This window comes from Stomatohabitans albus (assembly GCF_036336025.1).
Classification (GTDB): domain Bacteria; phylum Actinomycetota; class Nitriliruptoria; order Euzebyales; family Euzebyaceae; genus Stomatohabitans; species Stomatohabitans albus.
Genome location: NZ_JAYKKE010000002.1, coordinates 269515 through 288738, shown reverse-complemented (window position 1 = coordinate 288738; position 19224 = coordinate 269515). Strand labels below are relative to the sequence as shown.

The following is a 19224-nucleotide window of genomic DNA, read 5'->3' as shown; positions in this document are numbered from 1 at the left end:
TTATAACCCCAATTGTCCGAGCTTCTTAGGGTCAGACTGCCACTGTGCAAAGAGTTTTACACGAAGATCGAGATACACCCGAGACCCAAGAATGTCCTCAATCTCTGGACGGGCCGCACGTCCGATATTGGATAAGTTGGCGCCACGATTCCCAATGATGATGCCTTTCTGACTATCTCGTTCAACGAGAATGGTGGCATGAACAACCTGAACATCGCGCTTATTACCCGGCAGGATGTCCTCGACTTCAACCGCTATTGAGTGCGGAACCTCTTCACGCATACCGTGCATAGCCTTCTCTCGAATTACCTCACCAATCAGCTCATTAATGGTCTGGTCGGTATAGTCATCTGGGTCATACAGCAACGGTCCTTCAGGCAGATGCGTGATAATTGCCTTAAGGACATCATCGACTTGCTTCCCTCGACGTGCACTGATGGGAATAATCGCATCAAAGGATGCAAGTTCACTGACTTGGGCAATTTTGGGTAGTTGCGCGTCTTTTGAAAACTTGTCTGTTTTATTGATGACCGCAATTTTGGGCCCCTTATGGCTTGCTACCACATTGGTCGCCACCCATTCATCGCCCGTCCCAATGCCAGTGTTGCCATCCACAACAAATACCAGGACGTCAACCCCAACTGATTGGGCTTGTGCAGCATCGTTTAATCGTCGTCCAAGCAGGCTTTTTGCTTTATGAATGCCGGGTGTATCAACAAAGACAATCTGAGCAGATGGTGTGGTGACGATACCACGAATGACACGTCGTGTTGTTTGTGCGATCGGTGTGGTAATGGCAACCTTTTCGCCAACAAGGGTATTCAATAACGTCGACTTTCCCACATTGGGACGGCCAACAATCGCAACTAACCCCGAACGGAAACCTTCGGCTACAGCAGTGAACTCCATGCCTTTAGCGTATCTGTCTCCAACACCGCCTTGGTCCACCTCCAACGATTGGCACATAGAGGGTCGCCTCAGGGCAAAGTTGCTTGTATATCTATCGGCTGGGCTCAATCGGTATGACACGAAGCGCAATCAACGTATCCACGACCGTCCTACTCATGGCTGCCCACCCTGCGCTCGTAGTTGGGAGAGGGAACTCGTGATTGTATTCACAGAGGGTGATGTGCTCACCAATAACGAGGTTCAAATTCACCTGACAGGACGGTTCCGGATCAATGAGGAGCACTATGCTACGTCCTATCTTTGCTTCTTCGATAACCCGTTCAATATCAGCAGGCGAACACACATCAGACCGCATGGGTGCGAACCAATCAACTCCGGGGCGTTGGTCAACAACTCGTCGTGCAGGCGGTACACCCAATAACCGGCTTGCTGCGCTATAGCAAGCAGCGAGAAGACCCTCTAGCGGCTGAAAAAGACCGTGGGATTCAGGTTGTGGGCGTGTAGACAGCACACCAACACGTTGTGCCGTACCAGCCGCAAGTAATGAGGCTAAGAAACGGACGTGAAGCCAGGTCGAGGCGCTGGGTTGAGGCAGGTGAACGCCTATGACGCTACCCGCGATACGTGGAGAACGAAATGGGCTACGGCATGAAGTAGACATCACCGTGTTGTAGCTGCCAGATAAATGCCCTTAGCTGAATTCAGAAAAACACTACTGGATGTAATGCCCTCCTGACTCCCATGGCTGTAATTTCACCGTATCATACGTAATTATTCTGTATTTCAATGTTTTTTAAGTCTTTATATGGATATTTTGACTGAGACCGTTCACAGTTAGGCCCAATCACTACACCCATGAGATAGGAGCCATGATGCAATCCAACCCACTATTCCGGCATCTTCCTGTTATGGCCGCAGCCGTGGCAACGGGCCTTATCCCATTCTTTGCGACAACGGCCTTAGCTGATGATGGAGATATTGGCGCAGAACCGGGGACTACTTCTGATGCACCGCGCCGTGAATCAACGGCTTCACCCCAAGGTATTGCGAAACCAGACGCACCAATGACTCGGACAACCAACCAAACAAAAATTAGTGCCAATATCACATCCAAACCGGTTCCCCAGAGGCCAAAACCAGATTCCCCACCGCCAGTCAGCGCACCTCAGCATTCCAATGCCACGCCACCGGCACCTTCGGTGACGCCACCGGAGGCAGACAACCGACCGTCCCAAACTGGTAACCCCCAGGCACCAACACCCCGTCGGCCCACACCACCCACGATTGACCTATTTGCGCCAGATGAATCGCGATCACCACAACTGGATAGCCCCGCATCATCGACCCCACCACAGGTATCCCCTGGAGCCCCGTCCGAGACGCCATCAACTCCCATTGATGTCCCCTCTCCCGATGATGAACAGCGCTTGGATATATCCCCAGATCACGATCTTGAACAACCAAAACCGCCACCTCATCAGCCCAATACCCCACCAGAAGATCCGGATGATGAACACACTGAGGAATCATCAGAACCAGAGGATACCCAGACACCCTTACGGCCAAATCTACCTGGAGCAATAGCGGGGCAAGGGGATGACCCAGAGGGTGAGGGTGAGCGCCAGTGTGAATGTAAGCCGGGCGAACTACCCACGCCGTTGCCTAAGCCCAATCCCAGCACACCCAACGTGACACAACCAGCACCTGAATCAACGTTGGAGACCGAGACCGCACAGCCAGAACAAGGAAACGAAAGCGAACAACCGGCAGATAGCCCTGAACCACCAGTCGGAGAATCACCGTCTATTCCATCCCACCAAGATGAGCAGGATGTGCGGGTAGACACTCCCCCACCAGTGCAGTCAAAACCAGTGGAGGATAGACCTATTGCACCCTCTGCCCCTATCCGTCCACCGGCATCATCTACGAGTGAGCGTATTCATGTCATAGCCGCACCTCGCCCTAAACCACCAACGATGCCGGCACCGGTAACACCCTCTGCAGGTATCTATTCCTCTCCCCCGACTGCGCCAACTCAGCCAGTACCATCAGACGGGACCAGTCAGACTTCATCAAGTTCAGGGAACCCTATGCCGACGGCACTCACTCCCACGGCCGAAGACGCAGCACCGCCCTTATCCACGGTAGTGCGACATCCAGCATTATTATCCTTGGCCGTGATGCACCCGGGAACCGTGCAACCACATCACCTGCCTGGCAATCTCCTGCCATGGTCGCATGCTCCATCTGATGTGACACGTTCCGCTGGTCAGGTAGATCGTACGCATACAGATATTATCAAGAGCCGTTCACAACCGGTCACCGCAGAACGAATTAGTAAGTGGATCGATGCTGTCCAACAAGACATCACTCGGAAACAATCGGGTCAACCAGAAGTGCACACACTCTGGGCCACAACGGTGGAGTCGGTCCCTCAGCTTGGCTCAGCGTGGACAATCCAACCTGGTGATACGGCCTGGACAATCGCACGTGCCCTATGGGGAGAGAATGTTTCGTGGGCAGTGATGGAATCAACTTGGATCACGTTGGTGGCCTGGAACCCTGGTCTACAGGATGCCCTACCACATCATTTACCCGAAGGGCTAACGATCATTATTCCTGCTGATATTCCTACTTCTGTTCCAGCCTAATGGATACCAATCCATTTGATGACGACCTCGCTGAGGCTTACGCCGCACTGGCCGAACAAGCTGATGAACCACGCCGACATCGGGAACGCCTTTTTCGCCGAGTCCTACCCCCAGTCGGCCTTAGTCTCGTCGCGCTCATTATTGTTGGACTTATCGGTGGCATTGCGCTTCAGGCCAAGCAACACGCCGCCAATATGACCCCAACGAACCTTGAACAGCGCGCTACACCAGAGGCGGCAGTCGTTGACCAAGCCAACCATTCAACCCCCGGTCGTGATGGCGTGCCTGGTAGTGAACAGACTGTGGAAAGTGGTCCGTCTGGCCGGTCAAGCGATACCTCAAGTATTGCCGAGCCAACACGTTCCCTGTCGATGGAAGAACGTGAGCAACTTGAGGACCTCGCCTTGCGGTACACCTCTATCTGGGCAAATCAAGGTGGCGGCATCGATCCCGCCATCCGCTCCGCGCAGCTAGCCACAATGCGGGGCGATACCAATCTGGAACCCTCGGCAACACCGACAGCCGGGATGCAGGTTCTGGTTGATGCGCATATTGCTAAGATCATTCGCCGCGATGACATTGAACTCGTGACCGTTTCTGTACTCCTTGCCGGTACCCAAGCGCCAACCTGGGCTGCTCTTCAATTACCGATTGGTAGGGATACCCGTCAGCAGTGGGTCGTACTTAGCGACCCAGTCTGGGTGCCGGTGAGTCTTCCTGACCAGCGTGCACACCGTCCATTACCGGCCCTTAATTGGGAAGATGGCCAGCAGTCTGGTCAAGGACATCATGTCACTACGTTTTTTACCGCATATGGAAAACAGACTATGGTTACTGATACCTCGCTCGTCTCACAGCCGCTTCCTGGATTGGGTGGACTGGTCGAACTTGATCACATTGAGGGTATTGCAGTAGATACGGCAAACGCTCGCCAATATGTTCGTGTCCGATGGCAACAACCTGGGGGATTGCTCACAAACCAGGTCTATTGTCTGATGATGACTCCAAACGGACGTATTGATTCGGTAGAAGTTGCAGCAATTGACTAAGGCTAAGGCGCCGGCGCGTTCTAGGCTTGTTCCTATGAGTACTCCAAATGGATATGGGCCGGTAATGCGAGGGCGCAATGCAATCTTGCAACAGCGTTCCGTTAAACAGATCACTATCCGGCTATTACAGATTGTTGTAATTGCAGCGTTGCTCATCATCCTTCTCTCAGTCGGCCTTGGATTAAGTGCCTCTGCAAGCATTAATCGAGAACCAGTCCAAGGCCTCACCTCAGCTCCAGGTCCATTGAACATCTTGATTGTGGGGTCTGATAGCCGAGATGGTCTGAGTCAAGAGGATTTGCAGAGACTCGGCACCGAATCCGTTTCTGGACGGCGTACAGACACCATTTTCCTATTGAGTGTGAGCGGTGGAAGTGCCGCAATGTTGAGTTTTCCTCGTGATCTCTATGTCACTGACTGCCAAGGAAATAAGGGCCGCATTAATGCCGCCTATGCAACAGGTGGTCCAAGTTGTCTCGTTGAAACGGTTTCTACCCTTACTGGTGTTCCCATTAACCACTATGCAGAAGTTAATTTGGCTGGTTTCGTAAATGTGGTTGATGCCTTGGGGGGTGTTCCGGTTTGGCTTGATGCCCCGATGCAAGATCGTTGGGCCAATGTCGACCTTCCCGCCGGTTGCAATATCTTAGATGGACATCAGGCCATCGGATTTGTGCGTGCCCGTCATATTGATTCAGATTTAGGGCGTATCGCTCGTCAACAGCGGGTTATTAAAACGATGGTTAGCCAGATCATCAGCCCGCACTCACTTGTCAATATTCCCCGGCTCTTCCAAGTCGCTCAGGCAGGAGGCTCATCCGTTACGGCTGATGAAGGCTTTGGACCATTTCAACTCTTACGACTGGGACGAGCCGCACGAGGCCTTGCCGGAGGGGGAATTGCCACCTATACCGTACCGACAACTGGACAACGGATTGAAGGTAACGATGTGCTAGTACCAACGGCAGAAGCCGGAACACTCTATGCCGGATTCGCCAGTGGCTCTGTCCTTACCCCCCAAGAGGTAGGCGATCCCAATAAGGTACGTGCACAGGATGTCAATCTGCGGATCCTAAATGGAACTGGGCGTGATGGACTTGCAAATCAAGCCAAGCAGACCTACACAGACCTTGGGTTTAATGTCATTGGTATTGGCAATGCCAATCCTCGCCAAACAAGTGTTGTGCAGTTTCCACCAGGTAAGGCCGATGGCGCCCAAAAAGTCGCGGATACGCTTGGTATCAGTATTGAAACGAATGCCGATATCAAAGAAATCACGCTTATTCTCGGCGGTTCAGGTACATTGCCTGGCGAAGCAAATGACGCGAATGCTACAGATGATGCTCCTATGGTCACCACCGACCAATCACCTCCACCTACCAATCCAGCTACACCACCCCAGCCAGGTGGGAACTATCCCTTGGGAGCTGGCCCCGTTCCTGCTGATTGTAAGGTCAGGTAACCACGCGTACTGGCACCATGCAGGTGCCGGTGCGGAGGAATCACCGAACAAGACGTTGCGCACATACATGAACGTGCTGCCATTGGCAGCACGTTCATTGCTCAACCGTGACCGTCTAGGTCCGTTTGCGTTATTTGGCGCCGTAGCGACGCTTGTAGCGATCCACGCGACCGGCGGTATCGACAATCTTCATCTGACCCGTGTAGTACGGGTGACTCGCTGCACTAATTTCAATACGCTTTAACGGGTATTCCACACCATCAATGGTGGTTGTTTCCTTCGTTTCAATGGTGGAACGCGTAATGAAAGACCAACCTGCGGCGGTGTCCTGGAATACAACTTCTCGGTATTCGGGGTGAATGTCGGCCCTCATCTACTTTTCCTCCTTGAACTCCACGTGCTTACGAATGACAGGGTCATACTTGCGCATGACAAGCCGTTCGCGCTGGTTCGCCTTGTTCTTGGTGGTCATGTAGGTGTAACCAGTTCCTGCGGTAGACCGCAACTTGACTTTGATTCGTGATTCACTGCGTGCCATTAGATCTTCTCCCCGCGTTTACGCATTTCAGCAAGCACACTTTCGATGCCGCGCTTGTCGATGATGCGCATGCCCTTAGTGGACAGGCGTAAGGAAACGTAGCGCTGTTCAGACGGTACCCAGTAGCGCTTGTTCTGAAGGTTAGGTTCAAAGCGACGCTTGGTCTTCTTGTGAGAGAAAGACACGTTATTGCCGCTGACAGGCTTCTTACCCGTCACTTGGCAGACCTTAGCCATAGGACTCTCCTATCAGGTCGGATTTAACCCGACGGTTGGACGATTCATGGGTTCGGACGCCGGGCGGCACCGCCAGTGATTCTCAACCGAAAACCCCACCGGACGCGCGACGCGGACGCGCAATTATAGCTGTTTCGCCATGGTGTGCCATATTCCAAGCAATGTAAAAATAATTTGAATGAATAGTGGCAATGAGCCTCAAGTCCAGGTACGGTATCAACCCGTTAAACGGTCCCGTCATCTAGCGGCCTAGGATACCGGCCTTTCAAGCCGGCGGCGCGGGTTCAAATCCCGTCGGGACTACGATACGAGTAAAGCGCTGGTGGTGATCCACCAGCGTTTTTAGTTTGCCTAACTTTATATTGTGCTGAACAGGGTTTTCTTTACTAATGAAAATCTACGCTTTCTAATGTCTTTTCTTTATACAAATTGGACATAGAAGAAGTTCGATTGCTCAAAGATGCATTTTTATACTTCATTTGTGAATAGGCAATAAGGAGTAGGTGTTATGTCTATTACCGAGCAACCAATTAAATCGGGCGAACGTATCCTTCCGCTGTATTCAAGTAATCGGGCAGTAGATTGTGCGGCCTACGCCCACGATGCAAGCCACTACTTGATTCACCCTCAAGCACTTATTCGCGCCAACGACTTGGATCACATTGCCAACATCCTGACAAGCGCGACAGAACACCATATACCAGTTACATTTCGGGCCGGTGCCACATCATTAAGCGGTCAAGCAAGTGGTGCAGGGTGGCTGGTCGATATTCGAGAAACACAAACCGGTATTGAAATCCTCAATAACGGTGCACAGGTGCGCTGCCAACCAGGCGCATTGTTGCGCATCGTAAACGCCCTGTTGGCCCCCTACGGTCGGCGCCTGGGTCCCGATCCTGCGAGTGAAATCGCTTGCACCATAGGGGGCGTCGTAGCTAACAACTCATCGGGCATGACAAGTGGCCATTTACGCACCGCCTATTACACCGTTCGGAGTGTGGAGTTCATATTGCCAAGCGGCACGCGCATCGACTCTGCAGCTATTGATGCCGATGATCGACTTCGTATCAAAGAACCTGAGCTACATGCAGGTTTGACTCGATTGCGAGACACAATTCGGTCTAACCCTCATCATGTTGAAACGATTAAACAGCAATACAACATGAAAAACACGATGGGATATGGACTAAATTCCTTTTTAGATGCTGATCGACCCGTAGATATTCTTGCGAAGCTACTCGTTGGGTCCGAAGGAACGTTAGCGTATATCGTGAACGTTGTTTTTGACACGGTTCCAGACCTTCCGTATGCGGCTTCTGCATTATGCATATTTGATCGTATTGATCAGGCAACGGATGCCCTTGCCGCTCTTGATGAAGCAGGAGCGGTTGCTCTTGAGCTACTTGATGCGGTGAGTTTACGGGTATCCCTTCGTGACAAGGCAGTAGATGATTTTCTGCAAGGTATGCACGTTGATACCCACTGCGGATTGTTAGTTGAGGTACAGGCCGAAACATCTGATCAACTCGATAATTATGTGGATCAGATGACTCGTGTACTTGGTGGCCTCCCTGCCTGGCTGCCAACGCCGTTAACAACCGACGCCTCAACACGTGCAATGATGTGGAAAACCCGGAAAGTGCTTTATTCTGCAGTAGCCGGTAACCGCCAATTAGGTACTACCCCGCTACTTGAAGACATCGTGGTACCAGGTCCTGCACTTACTAAAACGGTTCTTGAGCTCCAGACAATTTTAGATAAACACGGATACATTGACCCTGTTATTTTTGGCCACGCAAAAGATGCCAACTTGCACTTTCAAATTAATCCACGATTGGACGATAAACGTGAGTTGGATACGTATGAAGCATTCACTGAGGATTTAGTAGAACTGATTATTGGATATAACGGTTCTCTAAAAGCTGAACATGGAACGGGGCGTATTATGGCGCCCTATGTAGAGCGTCAATTTGGTTCAGCGCTGTACCAGGTCATGAAAGAGATTAAGCATCTGTGTGACCCTTCTCATATTTTGAATCCTGGGGTAATCATTTCAGATGATCCGAAAGCACATATTAAAGATCTCAAGACGTACCCTCAGATTGATCCTGCCATCGACCGATGCGTTGAATGTGGCTATTGTGAACCCATTTGCCCTAGCCGACACACCACGACAACCCCTCGCCAACGTATTGCATTAATCCGTGAAATGTATCTAGCAAGACAAGCTGGTGATCATGCATTAGCCGATGCTATTGCCGCTGATTTTGAATATATGGCAATTGACACATGCGCCGCAGACAGTTTATGCACACTCAGTTGCCCAATGAATATTGACACAGGCAAGGTCATGAAGGGGTATCGAACTGCCCGTCGTGCGGGCCGAACACAAGATCTCGGTAAGGGTCTGGCCGATCAATGGGGACTCGCACAAGCACGACTCCGCGATGGTATGAAAGTGGCAAACATCATCCCGAACACCCTGATACATGCAGGAACAAAAGGGATGCGCTCAATCATCGGAGAACGGGGTCGCGATTGGATACCCGAAGTACCTCATTCGATGCCAGGACCAGGGCGAGCACGCACAGACTTGACGTTACATCCCGCCATTACTCACCAGATCATGCACGCAAGTGCAGTTTGGGTGCCTTCGTGCGTGTCGGCAATCTTTGGTGCACCTGACCAGAAGGGTGGCGCAACCGATGCGTTATTGTCGATCTGCAAACATGCCGGTATCTCCATGATTATCCCGCCACAGGTTGACAAACTGTGTTGTTCGACCCTGTGGGCTTCTAAAGGCCTCACCGCTGGTGCGGACCAAATGCGAGACATCGTGGCCACCGTCATTGAACCGTTGACCGATGATGGTCGGCTTCCCGTAATCTGTGAAGCGTCAAGTTGTTCACATGGCATTGAAGATATTTTCAGTCAAAATGAGGCGATACACGTAGAGGATGCAACCACTTTCGTTGCACGTGAGGTCCTACCACGAGTCACTATTCCAATGGAAAAAAAGATTGCGCGCGTTGTTGTCCATCCAACATGTGCAAGTATCCATATGGGAATTGGTGACGATGTTCTTGCCATTGCACGGGCAGCTGCGCGAGATGTGATTGTGCCAGTGCATGCGGGTTGCTGCGGATCGGCCGGCGACCGTTTTATGTTGCACCCAGAGTTAAGTGAGGGTGCCACCAGTGAAGAATTGGCAGAACTTGAATCCCTCGGCCCAATTGACTGGTACCTATCATCTAATCGTACATGTGAAATGGGCCTAACTGAACGTTCCGGCAAGTCTTGGCGCCATGTTTTAGAGGCATTGGCTGCCGTGCTTGCAAATCTGTGATCTATCTCAAATCTGGCATCTACCTCTGTCAGACGGCCTGCCCTTGCTGGGCAGGCCGTTACACATAATTCAGCAAATCCTAAAATATTTGAAGCTGATACCAGATCATTCACCGTTATGAATTGAATGTATGCAGCCGTCTTGATAACACCATTGTCCAAAGACAGGAGCATAGAAGCGACATGGCGGCATCACTCAGTTGGAGTGACATCGCATAGCGTCCAATCCAGAAGGTAGGGATCCATAGGAATGGCAATGACACATAGCCTGAAAGAAGTACACCTGCTGGAAGGGCGAATATAAAGATATTTACAATTTTAGTCATGGCAATACCTTCAATCCTGTTCTTAGCAAATGTAAACACAATCAAAGCTGCGTTCATCCCAAATGCTCCAGCACAGAGGGCATATACAACTAGTGATAAAAGTTCTGGATTTGAAAGATTGAATAATCCAATTAATATAAAAATAAATACTATTGAACACAAGACAGGGATTCCAATTCTCGTGATAATATATCCACGAATCCCTAATGGTGTGATGCAGAGGTACGGGGCGATACCCGTATCTCGTTCATCAAGCATGACAAGGACACCGGCATACCCGACATTCATCGCAGTGAAGATAGCGATGAAACTATCAAATGCACCTGCATAATGAAATACATCAATATGGTAAGAAAATATTTCATTCAAACTTCTTATCGCATGAGGAAGCGCATATACTTCTAATAATGCGAAAAAGATTGGACCAATAATACAAACCCAGAACATAACATTATCTATTTGTTCTAAGAGATAGATTTTAAGTACATAGTGATAGCGGTTCATACTTTAACCTCATTTAATTGAGTAAATGAACGACGAACAGCAGTATGGGTGATATGTAGTAGTGGAATCGTCCAGCCAATTACAACAACGAGTGTGACCCAGTCCATTCGGCCACTGATAAGTGCTATGGCTGAAACCCCCGGATGGAGCAGCCACCACGGATGTGTGATTAGCCCTGAAAGATAGAGGAATGCTGGGATGGAAAGTATTAATACGGGGATTATTGTTTGGACAATATACCCATTCAATGTTGTCGCTGAGGCACCAATAAGCATGCCAAGTAATGAAAACCCAATAGAAGTAATTGCAACACCAAAGATGGTGATTACTACCGAACGATCATGGGTCACAAGTAGTAAAACCAAAGCCACACCCGAACCCATCAATAGAAAAGTGAGCACCTGAGCCACGATGTATTTCCAAAGTGGAAGCGGTGATGTGACTAGGGTAAGACTCACGCGTTGGTTCTTTTCTAAAAGCATGACTGCGCCCATAAATGCCATACCCATGGCCGCTGGATCAGAAAAGATGATGAATGTTGCAATTGGGGCGCGTATTCCCTCATCGAGAAGAAGTAATATCACAACGTAGAAGCCTGTAATAACAATATATATAGCCACGATTCCATAGGCATAAAGAAATGAGAGAGCCTCTCTAGTAAGACGAAGGATACTCATGATAGACGCTTTCCAGTCACACGAATAAAGACGTCTCCGAGGGTTATTTCTGATGAGTGGATACTTGTAATGGTGTTCTGGTGAATATGTTCAAGGAAAATAGGATCCTTGCTCAGAGTGCTGAGTGCTATCGTGTGTGAAACTTCTACACCCTCTTCAATAGCTGTATAAGTGACTTCTTGCGGGTAAGTAGCTCGCATGAACTGTGTGGGAGTATCGGTAGCTGCAATGGCCCCATCAACGATGAACGCTACTCGATCACAGAGATCTGTCGCATCAGCCATATTGTGGGTAGTCATAACAATCGTTGTACCCAGCGCTTGTTCTTCTTTGATCATGGACTTCAACAAGCTTGAATTGGTCGGGTCAAGGCCACTTGTTGGTTCATCGAGAAAAAGGACTACCGGGTTATGCATAATCGCTTTTACAAAGCAAAGGCGCGTACGCATACCCTTGGAAAATGCACCCACCTTCTTATCAGCATGGCTAAGAAGACCGACTCGATCGAGGAGTGTATCAATATCTCGGGTTCGACCGTTGTATAGTGATCCAAAGAACTCAAGGTTGTGTCGTGCACTGTATTTATTGTATAACGTTGGGTATTCAAACATCACCCCAATACGTTCATAGAATGTGTTTTTACGCGTCCGTATTTCAGTATTATCAACTTCTACTGATCCTTGATAGTTGGTAAGTAATCCAATCAAGATATGTTGAATCGTGCTTTTTCCTGCACCTGATGGCCCCAAGAAGCCAAAGCACTCACCTGGCTTGATATTCAGATTAAGATCATTAATAAAAGGATCATTCGTATAACTAAATGTCAATTGGTTAATTTTAATCATCTTCACTCCACAGTTGAAGAACAAGGCCATAGATTAAGGCTCGTAATGCGTCATCCGCGTGTGGCCCAATTTCACGCTTGTACCCCCCCACAAAGAAGATGGCGCGAAAGGCCGCCGAAAAGATTTGAACTTGAGGAAGGGCTATTGACGGAAATACCTCGCGCCATAAGCCGAACATTTGCTCATCTTGCGTTACTTCTCTTGCCACCAGATCATCAGGTAATTTACGAATAAGGACATCAAGCTCACCACCAGTGAGCAGGGCAATAAGTCCGGTTCCCAATTCCCGGAGATAGAAGCGATGCAAGATGTCAGTCAGTGACTGCGGTGTCAGGTGCTCGTGAGCAAGCCGGAGTTCATCCATCAACTCGGTTTGAACACGCATGCCGTAATCAGTCAGAGCTTCAAACAGCAAGTATTCTTTGTTGGGATAGAACAAGTAGAACGTCCCTTTCGGGATATTCACTTGGCGGACAAGGTCGTCAATGGTGGTCTTACGGACACCTTTGGTTAGCAGTGAGGCTAAGGCGGCTTCACGAAGGGCAGTCATTATCATGCTGCGTTCATGTTCAGAAAAAGCTCTTGGCATATATTCAGTATGACCATATCTATGCATTTAGTCAAACTGAATCATTCAGGAACACCACCCCCCAGAATGATGGTGATAAAAAGGGCTTATCAACTTAGGCATACCTAACCTTATTTCTGTATTATTAGTATCGGATGATCGACAAGCATGCACAAAGCAGCCCGCGAGTTGAGCAGGTGGCAACCCGAGTTCGCTCACAACTTAAACAGAACACTCATCATCATGTTCTGGACGTCAATGGGCTATCAATTGACCGCCGTGGGCTAAGACTTGTCGATCATCTTTCATTTGTGCTTAAACCTGGACAAGTTCTAGGCGTGAGTGGGCCTTCAGGGTCTGGCAAAACGACGCTACTTCGATGTCTCACCGGCTTGACAACTGACTACGCCGGAATGATTCGGCTGCCATCTCACCGGCTTGGCATGGTATTTCAAGAGCCGCGCCTTCTCCCCTGGCGCACGGTTCGAGCCAATGTCATGTTGCCGCTTAAACAACCTGATGCGTTGTTCAGAGCAGAGGAATGGCTTGAACGTGTGCAACTTGATGATGTGATGGACATGTATCCGGCACAGCTATCCGGTGGGATGTGTCAACGTGTTGCTATTGCTCGCGCCCTTGCTGCAGAGCCCGATGTTCTCTTTGTTGATGAGCCCTTTTCAGCCCTTGATCGGCCCCTGGCACTCCAGTTACGCGATCGGCTCTATGCCCTTATTCAATCTCGACAACTCACCACCATTTGGGTGTCCCACGACACTGATGAACTCGAACATATCGCCACACATCGGCTTGCACTTCATGGCCCACCGGGCACTTGGTCGCTATCTCCCGCTCAAGCGAAGAGTAACTCACAACCTAACTGAAAGGAAAGCTATGATACGCACGCTAATTGCGGCACTTTCTGCCATCATGATCATTGGGTTGGGGGGTTGTGCCACACCATCCACCCCAGCAACCGAGTCGAATGCCAACGCAACGACTACAGCCGAGGCATCCACTGCACAATCCGAAGATGCCTCGTCGGAGGACAATAGTGCATCGACGGTGCAACAGCTGAATGCCATCGTCCCCCAGACGATGGCCTTTGGAGCTCCAATGGCAACGTACGGGGACAATGGCTTCGTTGACAAGATCACCAAGAAACACACCGTTTCGAACTGGGATAGTGTCGAGCAACTCAAAGGGGCACTCATCAATGGTGAAGCAGAGCTCGCGGCAACACCGGCCTATGTCGCGGCAAATCTATACAACAAAGGGGTTGATATTCGTTTGGTCGGCCCAGTGGTATGGGGAATGCTCTATGTACTGGGGCCAGCGGATGCTACACCAGGCGACTGGAATGCGTTAAAAGGTAAGAAAGTAGCGATAACCTCGCCAAATAACATGCCAGACCTTGTATTCACCTACCTTCTCCAACAGAACGGGTTATCTAAGGATGACATCATCCCCGTAAATACAGAAGATGGGCAACAAGCCATGCAACTTTTTTTGAGTGGTGAAGTGGAATGGGTTTTGATGCCTGAGCATGCAGTAACCATTACCGAATCCAAGGCAAAAGAACAAGGCATCAATACCAAACGGGTATTTGACCTCCAAGATGAATGGGCCAAGGTTACGGGGAAGACATCTCGGTTCCCTATGGCTGGGCTGGTCATGCCAGGCAAGATCGTTGATGAACATCCTGAAGCCGTACAAGCAGTGATTGATGAAGTGAAGGCCGGTGTGGAAAAAGCGAATGTTGGTGACCCCGAAGCCATCAAGGCCATTGCACAACATTACGATCTCCCCGAACCCGTCGTTACATCAGTCATTCCACGACTACAGCTTGAAATGGTGCCCGCCAGTGAAGCACGTGCTGAATACGAAGACTTCCTGATGCGACTTGGTGAAGTCAGCCCCGATATTTATGGCGGCAAACTCCCCGATGATGCGTTCTACGCTGGCAAATAATTCTCGAGTCCGGCGTAGCATCATTACCCTTGCCGGGATCATCGCTTTGGTCCTAGCATGGACTGGGGTTGCAGCTGGACAGCACGAGTACATCCTGCCCTCACCCCTATCGGCCGCGACGGCAGCCTTAACCGTACTTACTAAGCCAGACTTTTGGTTGGCACTCGGTGATACAACGTTGCGCGCTGGTATGGGGCTTTGTATCGCCTTAGTGCTTGGTGCCTGTTGGGGAACCGCCATCGGACGTTGGCCAAGTGTGGAAGCATTTTGTCAACCAGCCATCCAAATACTGTTGGCAACCCCAGCTGTTGTATTTGTGGTACTTGCACTTGTCTGGTTTGGATCAACAAGTCAAGCAGTGATCATGGTGGTTACGTTAGTGGCCACCCCATTAATGGTGAAAACAACAGCAGGTGCGGTGCGCAATATTGACCCCACGTTGAATGAAATGGGGCAAGTATTTGGCCTCAGTTGGTTTGACCGAGTACGGACAATTCTGATCCCCTTGGTATTACCGCCGTTTATTGCATCGGCCACAGTAGCTATGGGCCAATCACTGCGCGTAGCAGTGATGGCTGAACTCCTAACGACGGCATCGGGGTTAGGTGGGGCCATACGACTTGCCCAAATAAACTTAGAAACCCCAAAGGTATTTGCCTATGCGCTCATCTTGACTTCAGTGGCATTGATGCTTGAAAAGCTCATCACCGGCCCTTTACAGTCACGCACCACGGTGCAGCCCAGGCAAGGAGAAGCCACGACCCCCTAACTTCAAGATCTTACGTATTCACAGGACGAGGATGTTTAACCCGCTTAATCGTCTCAGATAGGCGTTCATGCACAATTGCGCGAGGGTCAAAATGCACCAATCTAAAGACTACTTGAACGATTGGTCCTATGAGTACAGCGGTAATGATTGTGCCAATCCCTACGAGCCCGCCAAGACCGTACCCGATGATCGTGGCAACCAATTCAATCCCTCCGCGACATATCCCAATAGGCAGATTGGTTTTTCGGTGTACCGCCACCATCAAACTGTCTCTTGGGCCGGCCCCGAACCCTGATGAAATATAGAAGTACATTCCAATCGCCAAGATGACCATACCAATGGCTAGCATGCCGGCACTCATGATGCCTGAAGATGCCTGAGGGATGAATCCAGACCAGATAATCACATCCATAAACACTCCAATAAGGAGCATATTTAATAGCGTGCCAATACCTAGGGTTTCACCAAGCATTGTTGCAAGGAGCACTACACATGCCCCCACTACTACAGCAACGGTGCCAAGGGATAGCCCGACAGTATTTGCAAGGCCAACGTGCAAGACATCCCAAGGTGAATAGCCGACCTCGGCCCGTATAGTCAATATGATGCCGATTGCCGCAATGAATAAACCGATAACTAACTTACCGATACGCAAGACAAACTGACTCATAAATGCACTACCAACCTTGTGTTTCAAGCGTGCCATCCTACCTGTCCAGTCTCACTCGCCAGACAGATAGCTACCCGGTACCAATAGAGGAGTTGAATCTCGCTAGAGTTCTTCTGTGGATATATCCCGTAACGTAGATACCGAGATCAAGGAGCCATCATGGGCACATTTGTAGCTGGTACGACTATCCTCATTATTGCGGTTGCGATCTTGCTCATATTGGTGGTTGGCATCATCGTACTCGTCATGATTCGTCGATGGATTCGTGTGGCCAGAGCCGATGAGGCGTTAGTCATCAGCGGCCGCAAACAAATGGACGGGGATACGCAGTCATCGGTAACGGTGATTGTGAATGGGCGAGCCCTAGTTAACCCAATCACCCAGCGTGCCGAAACGATCTCCCTACGTTCCCGTCAGGTCAGTCTGCAGGCTGAGGCTCAGTCAGAAGATAATGTGACCTTGCAGGTGGAAGGAGTTGCCATCGTGAAAATTGGCTCCTCCCCCACTCTGGTCCGGCGAGCAGCTGAACGCTTTGCGAGTCAAGATAAAGCGATCGAGCATTTCACTACTGAACAGCTTGAAGGTGCGTTACGCGGTGTGGTGGCAACACTGAGCGTTGAAGTCCTCATGCGAGATCGCAAGAAGTTCGCCGATCAAATCGCGACGGATGTTGCCGCCGAGTTGGAAGAACAAGGATTGATTCTTGATTCCTTCCAAATCAAAGGTATTACCGACGAGGTGGGGTATATCTCCAGTCTCGGAGTTCCTCAGATTGAAGCTAAACGTCGTGAAGCTGAGATTGCCCAAACGAATGCTGAACGTGCCATTACACAGCGACAGATTGCAACAGCAGAAGAGAATCTGATTGAACAAACCCAGCTCGATCAAAATCGGGCAAATGCTGAAGCAGAGGTCGGAAAGGCCCAAGCCGAAGCTGAACAAGCTGAAGCCTTGGCTCGCACCCAAGCCCAACAAAAGGTCTTAGAGCAAGAAGCCACCAACCGGCAAGCCCAACTCGATGCTGAGGTTCGACGTACTGCCGAAGCAGACCGGTACCGTCGTGAACAAGATGCCCAAGCACAGGCCTTTGAACAGATCAAAGCCGCTGAAGCTGAAGCCGCGGTTATTGAACGCCAGGCAGAAGCCCGCCGGATTGAAGCTGAGAAGGATGCCGAAGCGATTCGTGTTCGGGCTCGTGCAAATGCTGATGCGATTGAAGCCGAAGGCATTGCCCGTGCTGAAGCATTACGAAAGGAAGCGGAAGCCTTAGCTGAAAACCAAGAAGCACTATTGGCAATTAGGGCTCTTGAAGCCCTACCTGAGTTGATGATGACCTTTGCAGATGGCTACGCAAAGGTTGGCAATGTGACCTTGATCGGCGGAACTAACGATGCGCTGGCTGATCATATGAATACCGAGCGGGCGACAGCCCTTGCATCCAGCTTTGCAACAGTAAAGGCCGCAACTGGTGTCGATCTCGGCAGCATTATCCAAGGTAAAGTTCATGGTTCGGCTATAGGCGAGAGCCTTGGCAATGAACTGCATAGTGAGCATTAGCCATTAAAACATAAGGTGTTGGCTCAGAAGGATATGTTTGCTTCTGGACCAACACCTTAAATACTTTCAGATATAAGAATGGTTACGCAGCTACAAGTGGTTGTGCCTTATTGCGTTGCTTTTTGATGGCAGCAAACGTCAGCCCTATCACAATAAGCCCAAGTAGCGAGGTAATGATCCCACCTTCGAATCCGAACGAGCCACCAGAAATTAAATCCTTTCCTTCAACCGGAAGTGATTTGAATACAGTCTCACTCAAGGCATTCCCCGACACGAGTGAACCATAGAAGAATCCTTGCGCATAATTCCAAATACCATGAGCAACGCCGACAAGCCACAGATTACCTGTTAGGTAATAAATCAATGAGAAAACGATACTTGCTAAAAAGAGATTGATGACAGGTACCACGGTTATACCTGGATTCATGGCATGAAGCAGGACAAATAACACACTTGAGAGAAGGATACCGCCTATATCACCCAATTTTTTTGATAGATGCGGCATCAGATAAGACCGATAAATTAACTCCTCATAGGTGCCTTGAAACGCAAAAAATACAACACCCAAAAGTAAGGTAGATAGGTACTCAGGTTTGAATACATACTCAATGGTAACGCCACCCAGTAATTTGATGGCCAACGTAGTCAACGTAATCGCGATAAAGCCACCAATAAGACCTCTCGCGATGGCTCCAAACACGCCTGAAGATGTTAATCCCAGATCTTCACGTGATAACTTGCCTACCTTCATCATGACGACAAATGAGATGAGTACACTCAATATCATCATTACCGTAGAGCCCGATGTTACGGGATCAGACTCAGAAATAGGAAGTACCAATTGAATAGCTGGAGCTAACACGGCTTGTAACACAACCGTACTAAATATAAGCACCAGCAGAGGAATACCTATTAATCCCCATGTTGAGTCTGCTTTCACTGCCAATTTTCTAGCTTCGAACATTCGTACCTTTCATTCATTATTCCTTGGCGACATAGGCGTTGGTATAAGCAAATAACCATCAACATGGCCTATACATGCGAAGACGGAATCACATTGATAAAAACCGAAGAAGATCGTCACTAGGCATAAACGGGCATACCGGAAACAGGCCGAGTCACGCACTTAGGACAAAAGCAATGCGCGCTA

Annotated in this window: 19 protein-coding genes and 1 tRNA gene; 9 read left to right on the top strand and 11 right to left on the bottom strand. The window is 49.7% G+C overall.

Annotated elements, in window-relative coordinates; all coding sequences use genetic code 11:
- Positions 1-909 (bottom strand): GTPase Era, encoded by a 909-nt coding sequence (era, locus tag VCU37_RS06350; RefSeq protein ID WP_336249793.1) that lies wholly within the window; start codon positions 907-909, stop codon positions 1-3.
- A 91-nt stretch (positions 910-1000) separates the two neighbouring features.
- Positions 1001-1570, bottom strand: coding sequence for a hypothetical protein (locus VCU37_RS06345; protein ID WP_336249792.1), 570 nt, complete (start codon positions 1568-1570; stop codon positions 1001-1003).
- 208 nt (positions 1571-1778) lie between these two features.
- Here VCU37_RS06345 and VCU37_RS06340 point away from each other — a divergent pair, with 208 nt between their 5' ends.
- The 3 genes from VCU37_RS06340 to VCU37_RS06330 are packed head-to-tail and all read left to right on the top strand — an operon-like array spanning position 1779 to position 6071.
- Positions 1779-3560, top strand: coding sequence for a hypothetical protein (locus tag VCU37_RS06340; protein WP_336249791.1), 1782 nt, complete (start codon positions 1779-1781; stop codon positions 3558-3560).
- Positions 3560-4609 (top strand): hypothetical protein, encoded by a 1050-nt coding sequence (locus VCU37_RS06335; RefSeq protein WP_336249790.1) that lies wholly within the window; start codon positions 3560-3562, stop codon positions 4607-4609. Before VCU37_RS06340 ends, VCU37_RS06335 begins: the two co-directional genes overlap by 1 nt.
- Before the next feature lie 34 nt (positions 4610-4643).
- Positions 4644-6071, top strand: coding sequence for an LCP family protein (locus VCU37_RS06330; RefSeq protein ID WP_336249789.1), 1428 nt, complete (start codon positions 4644-4646; stop codon positions 6069-6071).
- A 130-nt stretch (positions 6072-6201) separates the two neighbouring features.
- Here VCU37_RS06330 and VCU37_RS06325 read toward each other — a convergent pair whose 3' ends face one another.
- The 3 genes from VCU37_RS06325 to rpmB are packed head-to-tail and all read right to left on the bottom strand — an operon-like array spanning position 6202 to position 6845.
- Positions 6202-6444, bottom strand: a complete 243-nt coding sequence (locus VCU37_RS06325; RefSeq protein WP_336249788.1) for a type B 50S ribosomal protein L31 — start codon at positions 6442-6444, stop codon at positions 6202-6204.
- Positions 6445-6609 (bottom strand): 50S ribosomal protein L33, encoded by a 165-nt coding sequence (gene rpmG, locus VCU37_RS06320; protein ID WP_336249787.1) that lies wholly within the window; start codon positions 6607-6609, stop codon positions 6445-6447. It lies immediately after the preceding gene.
- On the bottom strand, positions 6609-6845 hold the full coding sequence (rpmB, locus tag VCU37_RS06315; protein WP_336249786.1) for a 50S ribosomal protein L28: 237 nt from the start codon (positions 6843-6845) through the stop codon (positions 6609-6611). The genes rpmG and rpmB overlap by 1 nt, the downstream gene beginning before the upstream one ends.
- Before the next feature lie 230 nt (positions 6846-7075).
- On the opposite strand from rpmB, the gene VCU37_RS06310 reads away from it, so the two are divergent.
- Together VCU37_RS06310 and VCU37_RS06305 are read left to right on the top strand one after the other, a co-directional pair.
- A tRNA-Glu gene (locus tag VCU37_RS06310) sits at positions 7076-7148 on the top strand.
- A 205-nt stretch (positions 7149-7353) separates the two neighbouring features.
- Positions 7354-10191 carry an FAD-binding and (Fe-S)-binding domain-containing protein gene (locus tag VCU37_RS06305; protein WP_336249785.1) on the top strand — a complete coding sequence of 946 codons (2838 nt, stop codon included), beginning with the start codon at positions 7354-7356 and terminating at the stop codon, positions 10189-10191.
- Between the two features lie 115 nt (positions 10192-10306).
- Here the strand turns inward: VCU37_RS06305 and VCU37_RS06300 are convergent, their stop codons facing one another.
- Genes VCU37_RS06300 through VCU37_RS06285 form a run of 4 tightly spaced genes read right to left on the bottom strand, consistent with a single transcriptional unit; the run spans position 10307 to position 13131 of the window.
- On the bottom strand, positions 10307-11020 hold the full coding sequence (locus VCU37_RS06300) for an ABC transporter permease (RefSeq protein ID WP_336249784.1): 714 nt from the start codon (positions 11018-11020) through the stop codon (positions 10307-10309).
- On the bottom strand, positions 11017-11697 hold the full coding sequence (locus VCU37_RS06295) for a hypothetical protein (protein ID WP_336249783.1): 681 nt from the start codon (positions 11695-11697) through the stop codon (positions 11017-11019). The genes VCU37_RS06300 and VCU37_RS06295 overlap by 4 nt, the downstream gene beginning before the upstream one ends.
- Positions 11694-12542: an ABC transporter ATP-binding protein gene (locus tag VCU37_RS06290; protein ID WP_336249782.1), complete on the bottom strand. Its 849-nt coding sequence runs from the start codon at positions 12540-12542 to the stop codon at positions 11694-11696. The genes VCU37_RS06295 and VCU37_RS06290 overlap by 4 nt, the downstream gene beginning before the upstream one ends.
- The gene (locus VCU37_RS06285; RefSeq protein ID WP_336249781.1) at positions 12535-13131 is read right to left on the bottom strand and encodes a TetR/AcrR family transcriptional regulator; all 597 of its coding nucleotides are present in this window, start codon (positions 13129-13131) and stop codon (positions 12535-12537) included. The genes VCU37_RS06290 and VCU37_RS06285 overlap by 8 nt, the downstream gene beginning before the upstream one ends.
- A gap of 134 nt (positions 13132-13265) precedes the next feature.
- Here VCU37_RS06285 and VCU37_RS06280 point away from each other — a divergent pair, with 134 nt between their 5' ends.
- Genes VCU37_RS06280 through VCU37_RS06270 form a run of 3 tightly spaced genes read left to right on the top strand, consistent with a single transcriptional unit; the run spans position 13266 to position 15847 of the window.
- Positions 13266-13991 (top strand): ABC transporter ATP-binding protein, encoded by a 726-nt coding sequence (locus VCU37_RS06280; RefSeq protein ID WP_336249780.1) that lies wholly within the window; start codon positions 13266-13268, stop codon positions 13989-13991.
- 10 nt (positions 13992-14001) lie between these two features.
- Positions 14002-15078 carry an ABC transporter substrate-binding protein gene (locus tag VCU37_RS06275; RefSeq protein WP_336249779.1) on the top strand — a complete coding sequence of 359 codons (1077 nt, stop codon included), beginning with the start codon at positions 14002-14004 and terminating at the stop codon, positions 15076-15078.
- Positions 15053-15847 (top strand): ABC transporter permease, encoded by a 795-nt coding sequence (locus VCU37_RS06270; protein WP_336249778.1) that lies wholly within the window; start codon positions 15053-15055, stop codon positions 15845-15847. The genes VCU37_RS06275 and VCU37_RS06270 overlap by 26 nt, the downstream gene beginning before the upstream one ends.
- 10 nt (positions 15848-15857) lie before the next feature.
- Here the strand turns inward: VCU37_RS06270 and VCU37_RS06265 are convergent, their stop codons facing one another.
- Positions 15858-16553 (bottom strand): YczE/YyaS/YitT family protein, encoded by a 696-nt coding sequence (locus VCU37_RS06265; RefSeq protein WP_336249777.1) that lies wholly within the window; start codon positions 16551-16553, stop codon positions 15858-15860.
- A 123-nt stretch (positions 16554-16676) separates the two neighbouring features.
- On the opposite strand from VCU37_RS06265, the gene VCU37_RS06260 reads away from it, so the two are divergent.
- On the top strand, positions 16677-18074 hold the full coding sequence (locus VCU37_RS06260) for a flotillin family protein (protein ID WP_336249776.1): 1398 nt from the start codon (positions 16677-16679) through the stop codon (positions 18072-18074).
- A gap of 82 nt (positions 18075-18156) precedes the next feature.
- Here VCU37_RS06260 and VCU37_RS06255 read toward each other — a convergent pair whose 3' ends face one another.
- Positions 18157-19038, bottom strand: a complete 882-nt coding sequence (locus tag VCU37_RS06255) for a CPBP family intramembrane glutamic endopeptidase (RefSeq protein WP_336249775.1) — start codon at positions 19036-19038, stop codon at positions 18157-18159.
- Positions 19039-19224 lie beyond the last annotated feature (186 nt).

Bases quoted from the DNA above. Each gene is read 5' to 3' on its own strand.
- era (WP_336249793.1), bottom strand. From the start codon at position 909: ATGGAGTTCACTGCTGTAGCCGAAGGTTTCCGTTCGGGGTTAGTTGCG.
- VCU37_RS06345 (WP_336249792.1), bottom strand. From the start codon at position 1,570: ATGTCTACTTCATGCCGTAGCCCATTTCGTTCTCCACGTATCGCGGGT.
- VCU37_RS06340 (WP_336249791.1), top strand. From the start codon at position 1,779: ATGATGCAATCCAACCCACTATTCCGGCATCTTCCTGTTATGGCCGCA.
- VCU37_RS06335 (WP_336249790.1), top strand. From the start codon at position 3,560: ATGGATACCAATCCATTTGATGACGACCTCGCTGAGGCTTACGCCGCA.
- VCU37_RS06330 (WP_336249789.1), top strand. From the start codon at position 4,644: ATGAGTACTCCAAATGGATATGGGCCGGTAATGCGAGGGCGCAATGCA.
- VCU37_RS06325 (WP_336249788.1), bottom strand. From the start codon at position 6,444: ATGAGGGCCGACATTCACCCCGAATACCGAGAAGTTGTATTCCAGGAC.
- rpmG (WP_336249787.1), bottom strand. From the start codon at position 6,609: ATGGCACGCAGTGAATCACGAATCAAAGTCAAGTTGCGGTCTACCGCA.
- rpmB (WP_336249786.1), bottom strand. From the start codon at position 6,845: ATGGCTAAGGTCTGCCAAGTGACGGGTAAGAAGCCTGTCAGCGGCAAT.
- VCU37_RS06305 (WP_336249785.1), top strand. From the start codon at position 7,354: ATGTCTATTACCGAGCAACCAATTAAATCGGGCGAACGTATCCTTCCG.
- VCU37_RS06300 (WP_336249784.1), bottom strand. From the start codon at position 11,020: ATGAACCGCTATCACTATGTACTTAAAATCTATCTCTTAGAACAAATA.
- VCU37_RS06295 (WP_336249783.1), bottom strand. From the start codon at position 11,697: ATGAGTATCCTTCGTCTTACTAGAGAGGCTCTCTCATTTCTTTATGCC.
- VCU37_RS06290 (WP_336249782.1), bottom strand. From the start codon at position 12,542: ATGATTAAAATTAACCAATTGACATTTAGTTATACGAATGATCCTTTT.
- VCU37_RS06285 (WP_336249781.1), bottom strand. From the start codon at position 13,131: ATGCCAAGAGCTTTTTCTGAACATGAACGCAGCATGATAATGACTGCC.
- VCU37_RS06280 (WP_336249780.1), top strand. From the start codon at position 13,266: ATGATCGACAAGCATGCACAAAGCAGCCCGCGAGTTGAGCAGGTGGCA.
- VCU37_RS06275 (WP_336249779.1), top strand. From the start codon at position 14,002: ATGATACGCACGCTAATTGCGGCACTTTCTGCCATCATGATCATTGGG.
- VCU37_RS06270 (WP_336249778.1), top strand. From the start codon at position 15,053: ATGATGCGTTCTACGCTGGCAAATAATTCTCGAGTCCGGCGTAGCATC.
- VCU37_RS06265 (WP_336249777.1), bottom strand. From the start codon at position 16,553: ATGGCACGCTTGAAACACAAGGTTGGTAGTGCATTTATGAGTCAGTTT.
- VCU37_RS06260 (WP_336249776.1), top strand. From the start codon at position 16,677: ATGGGCACATTTGTAGCTGGTACGACTATCCTCATTATTGCGGTTGCG.
- VCU37_RS06255 (WP_336249775.1), bottom strand. From the start codon at position 19,038: ATGTTCGAAGCTAGAAAATTGGCAGTGAAAGCAGACTCAACATGGGGA.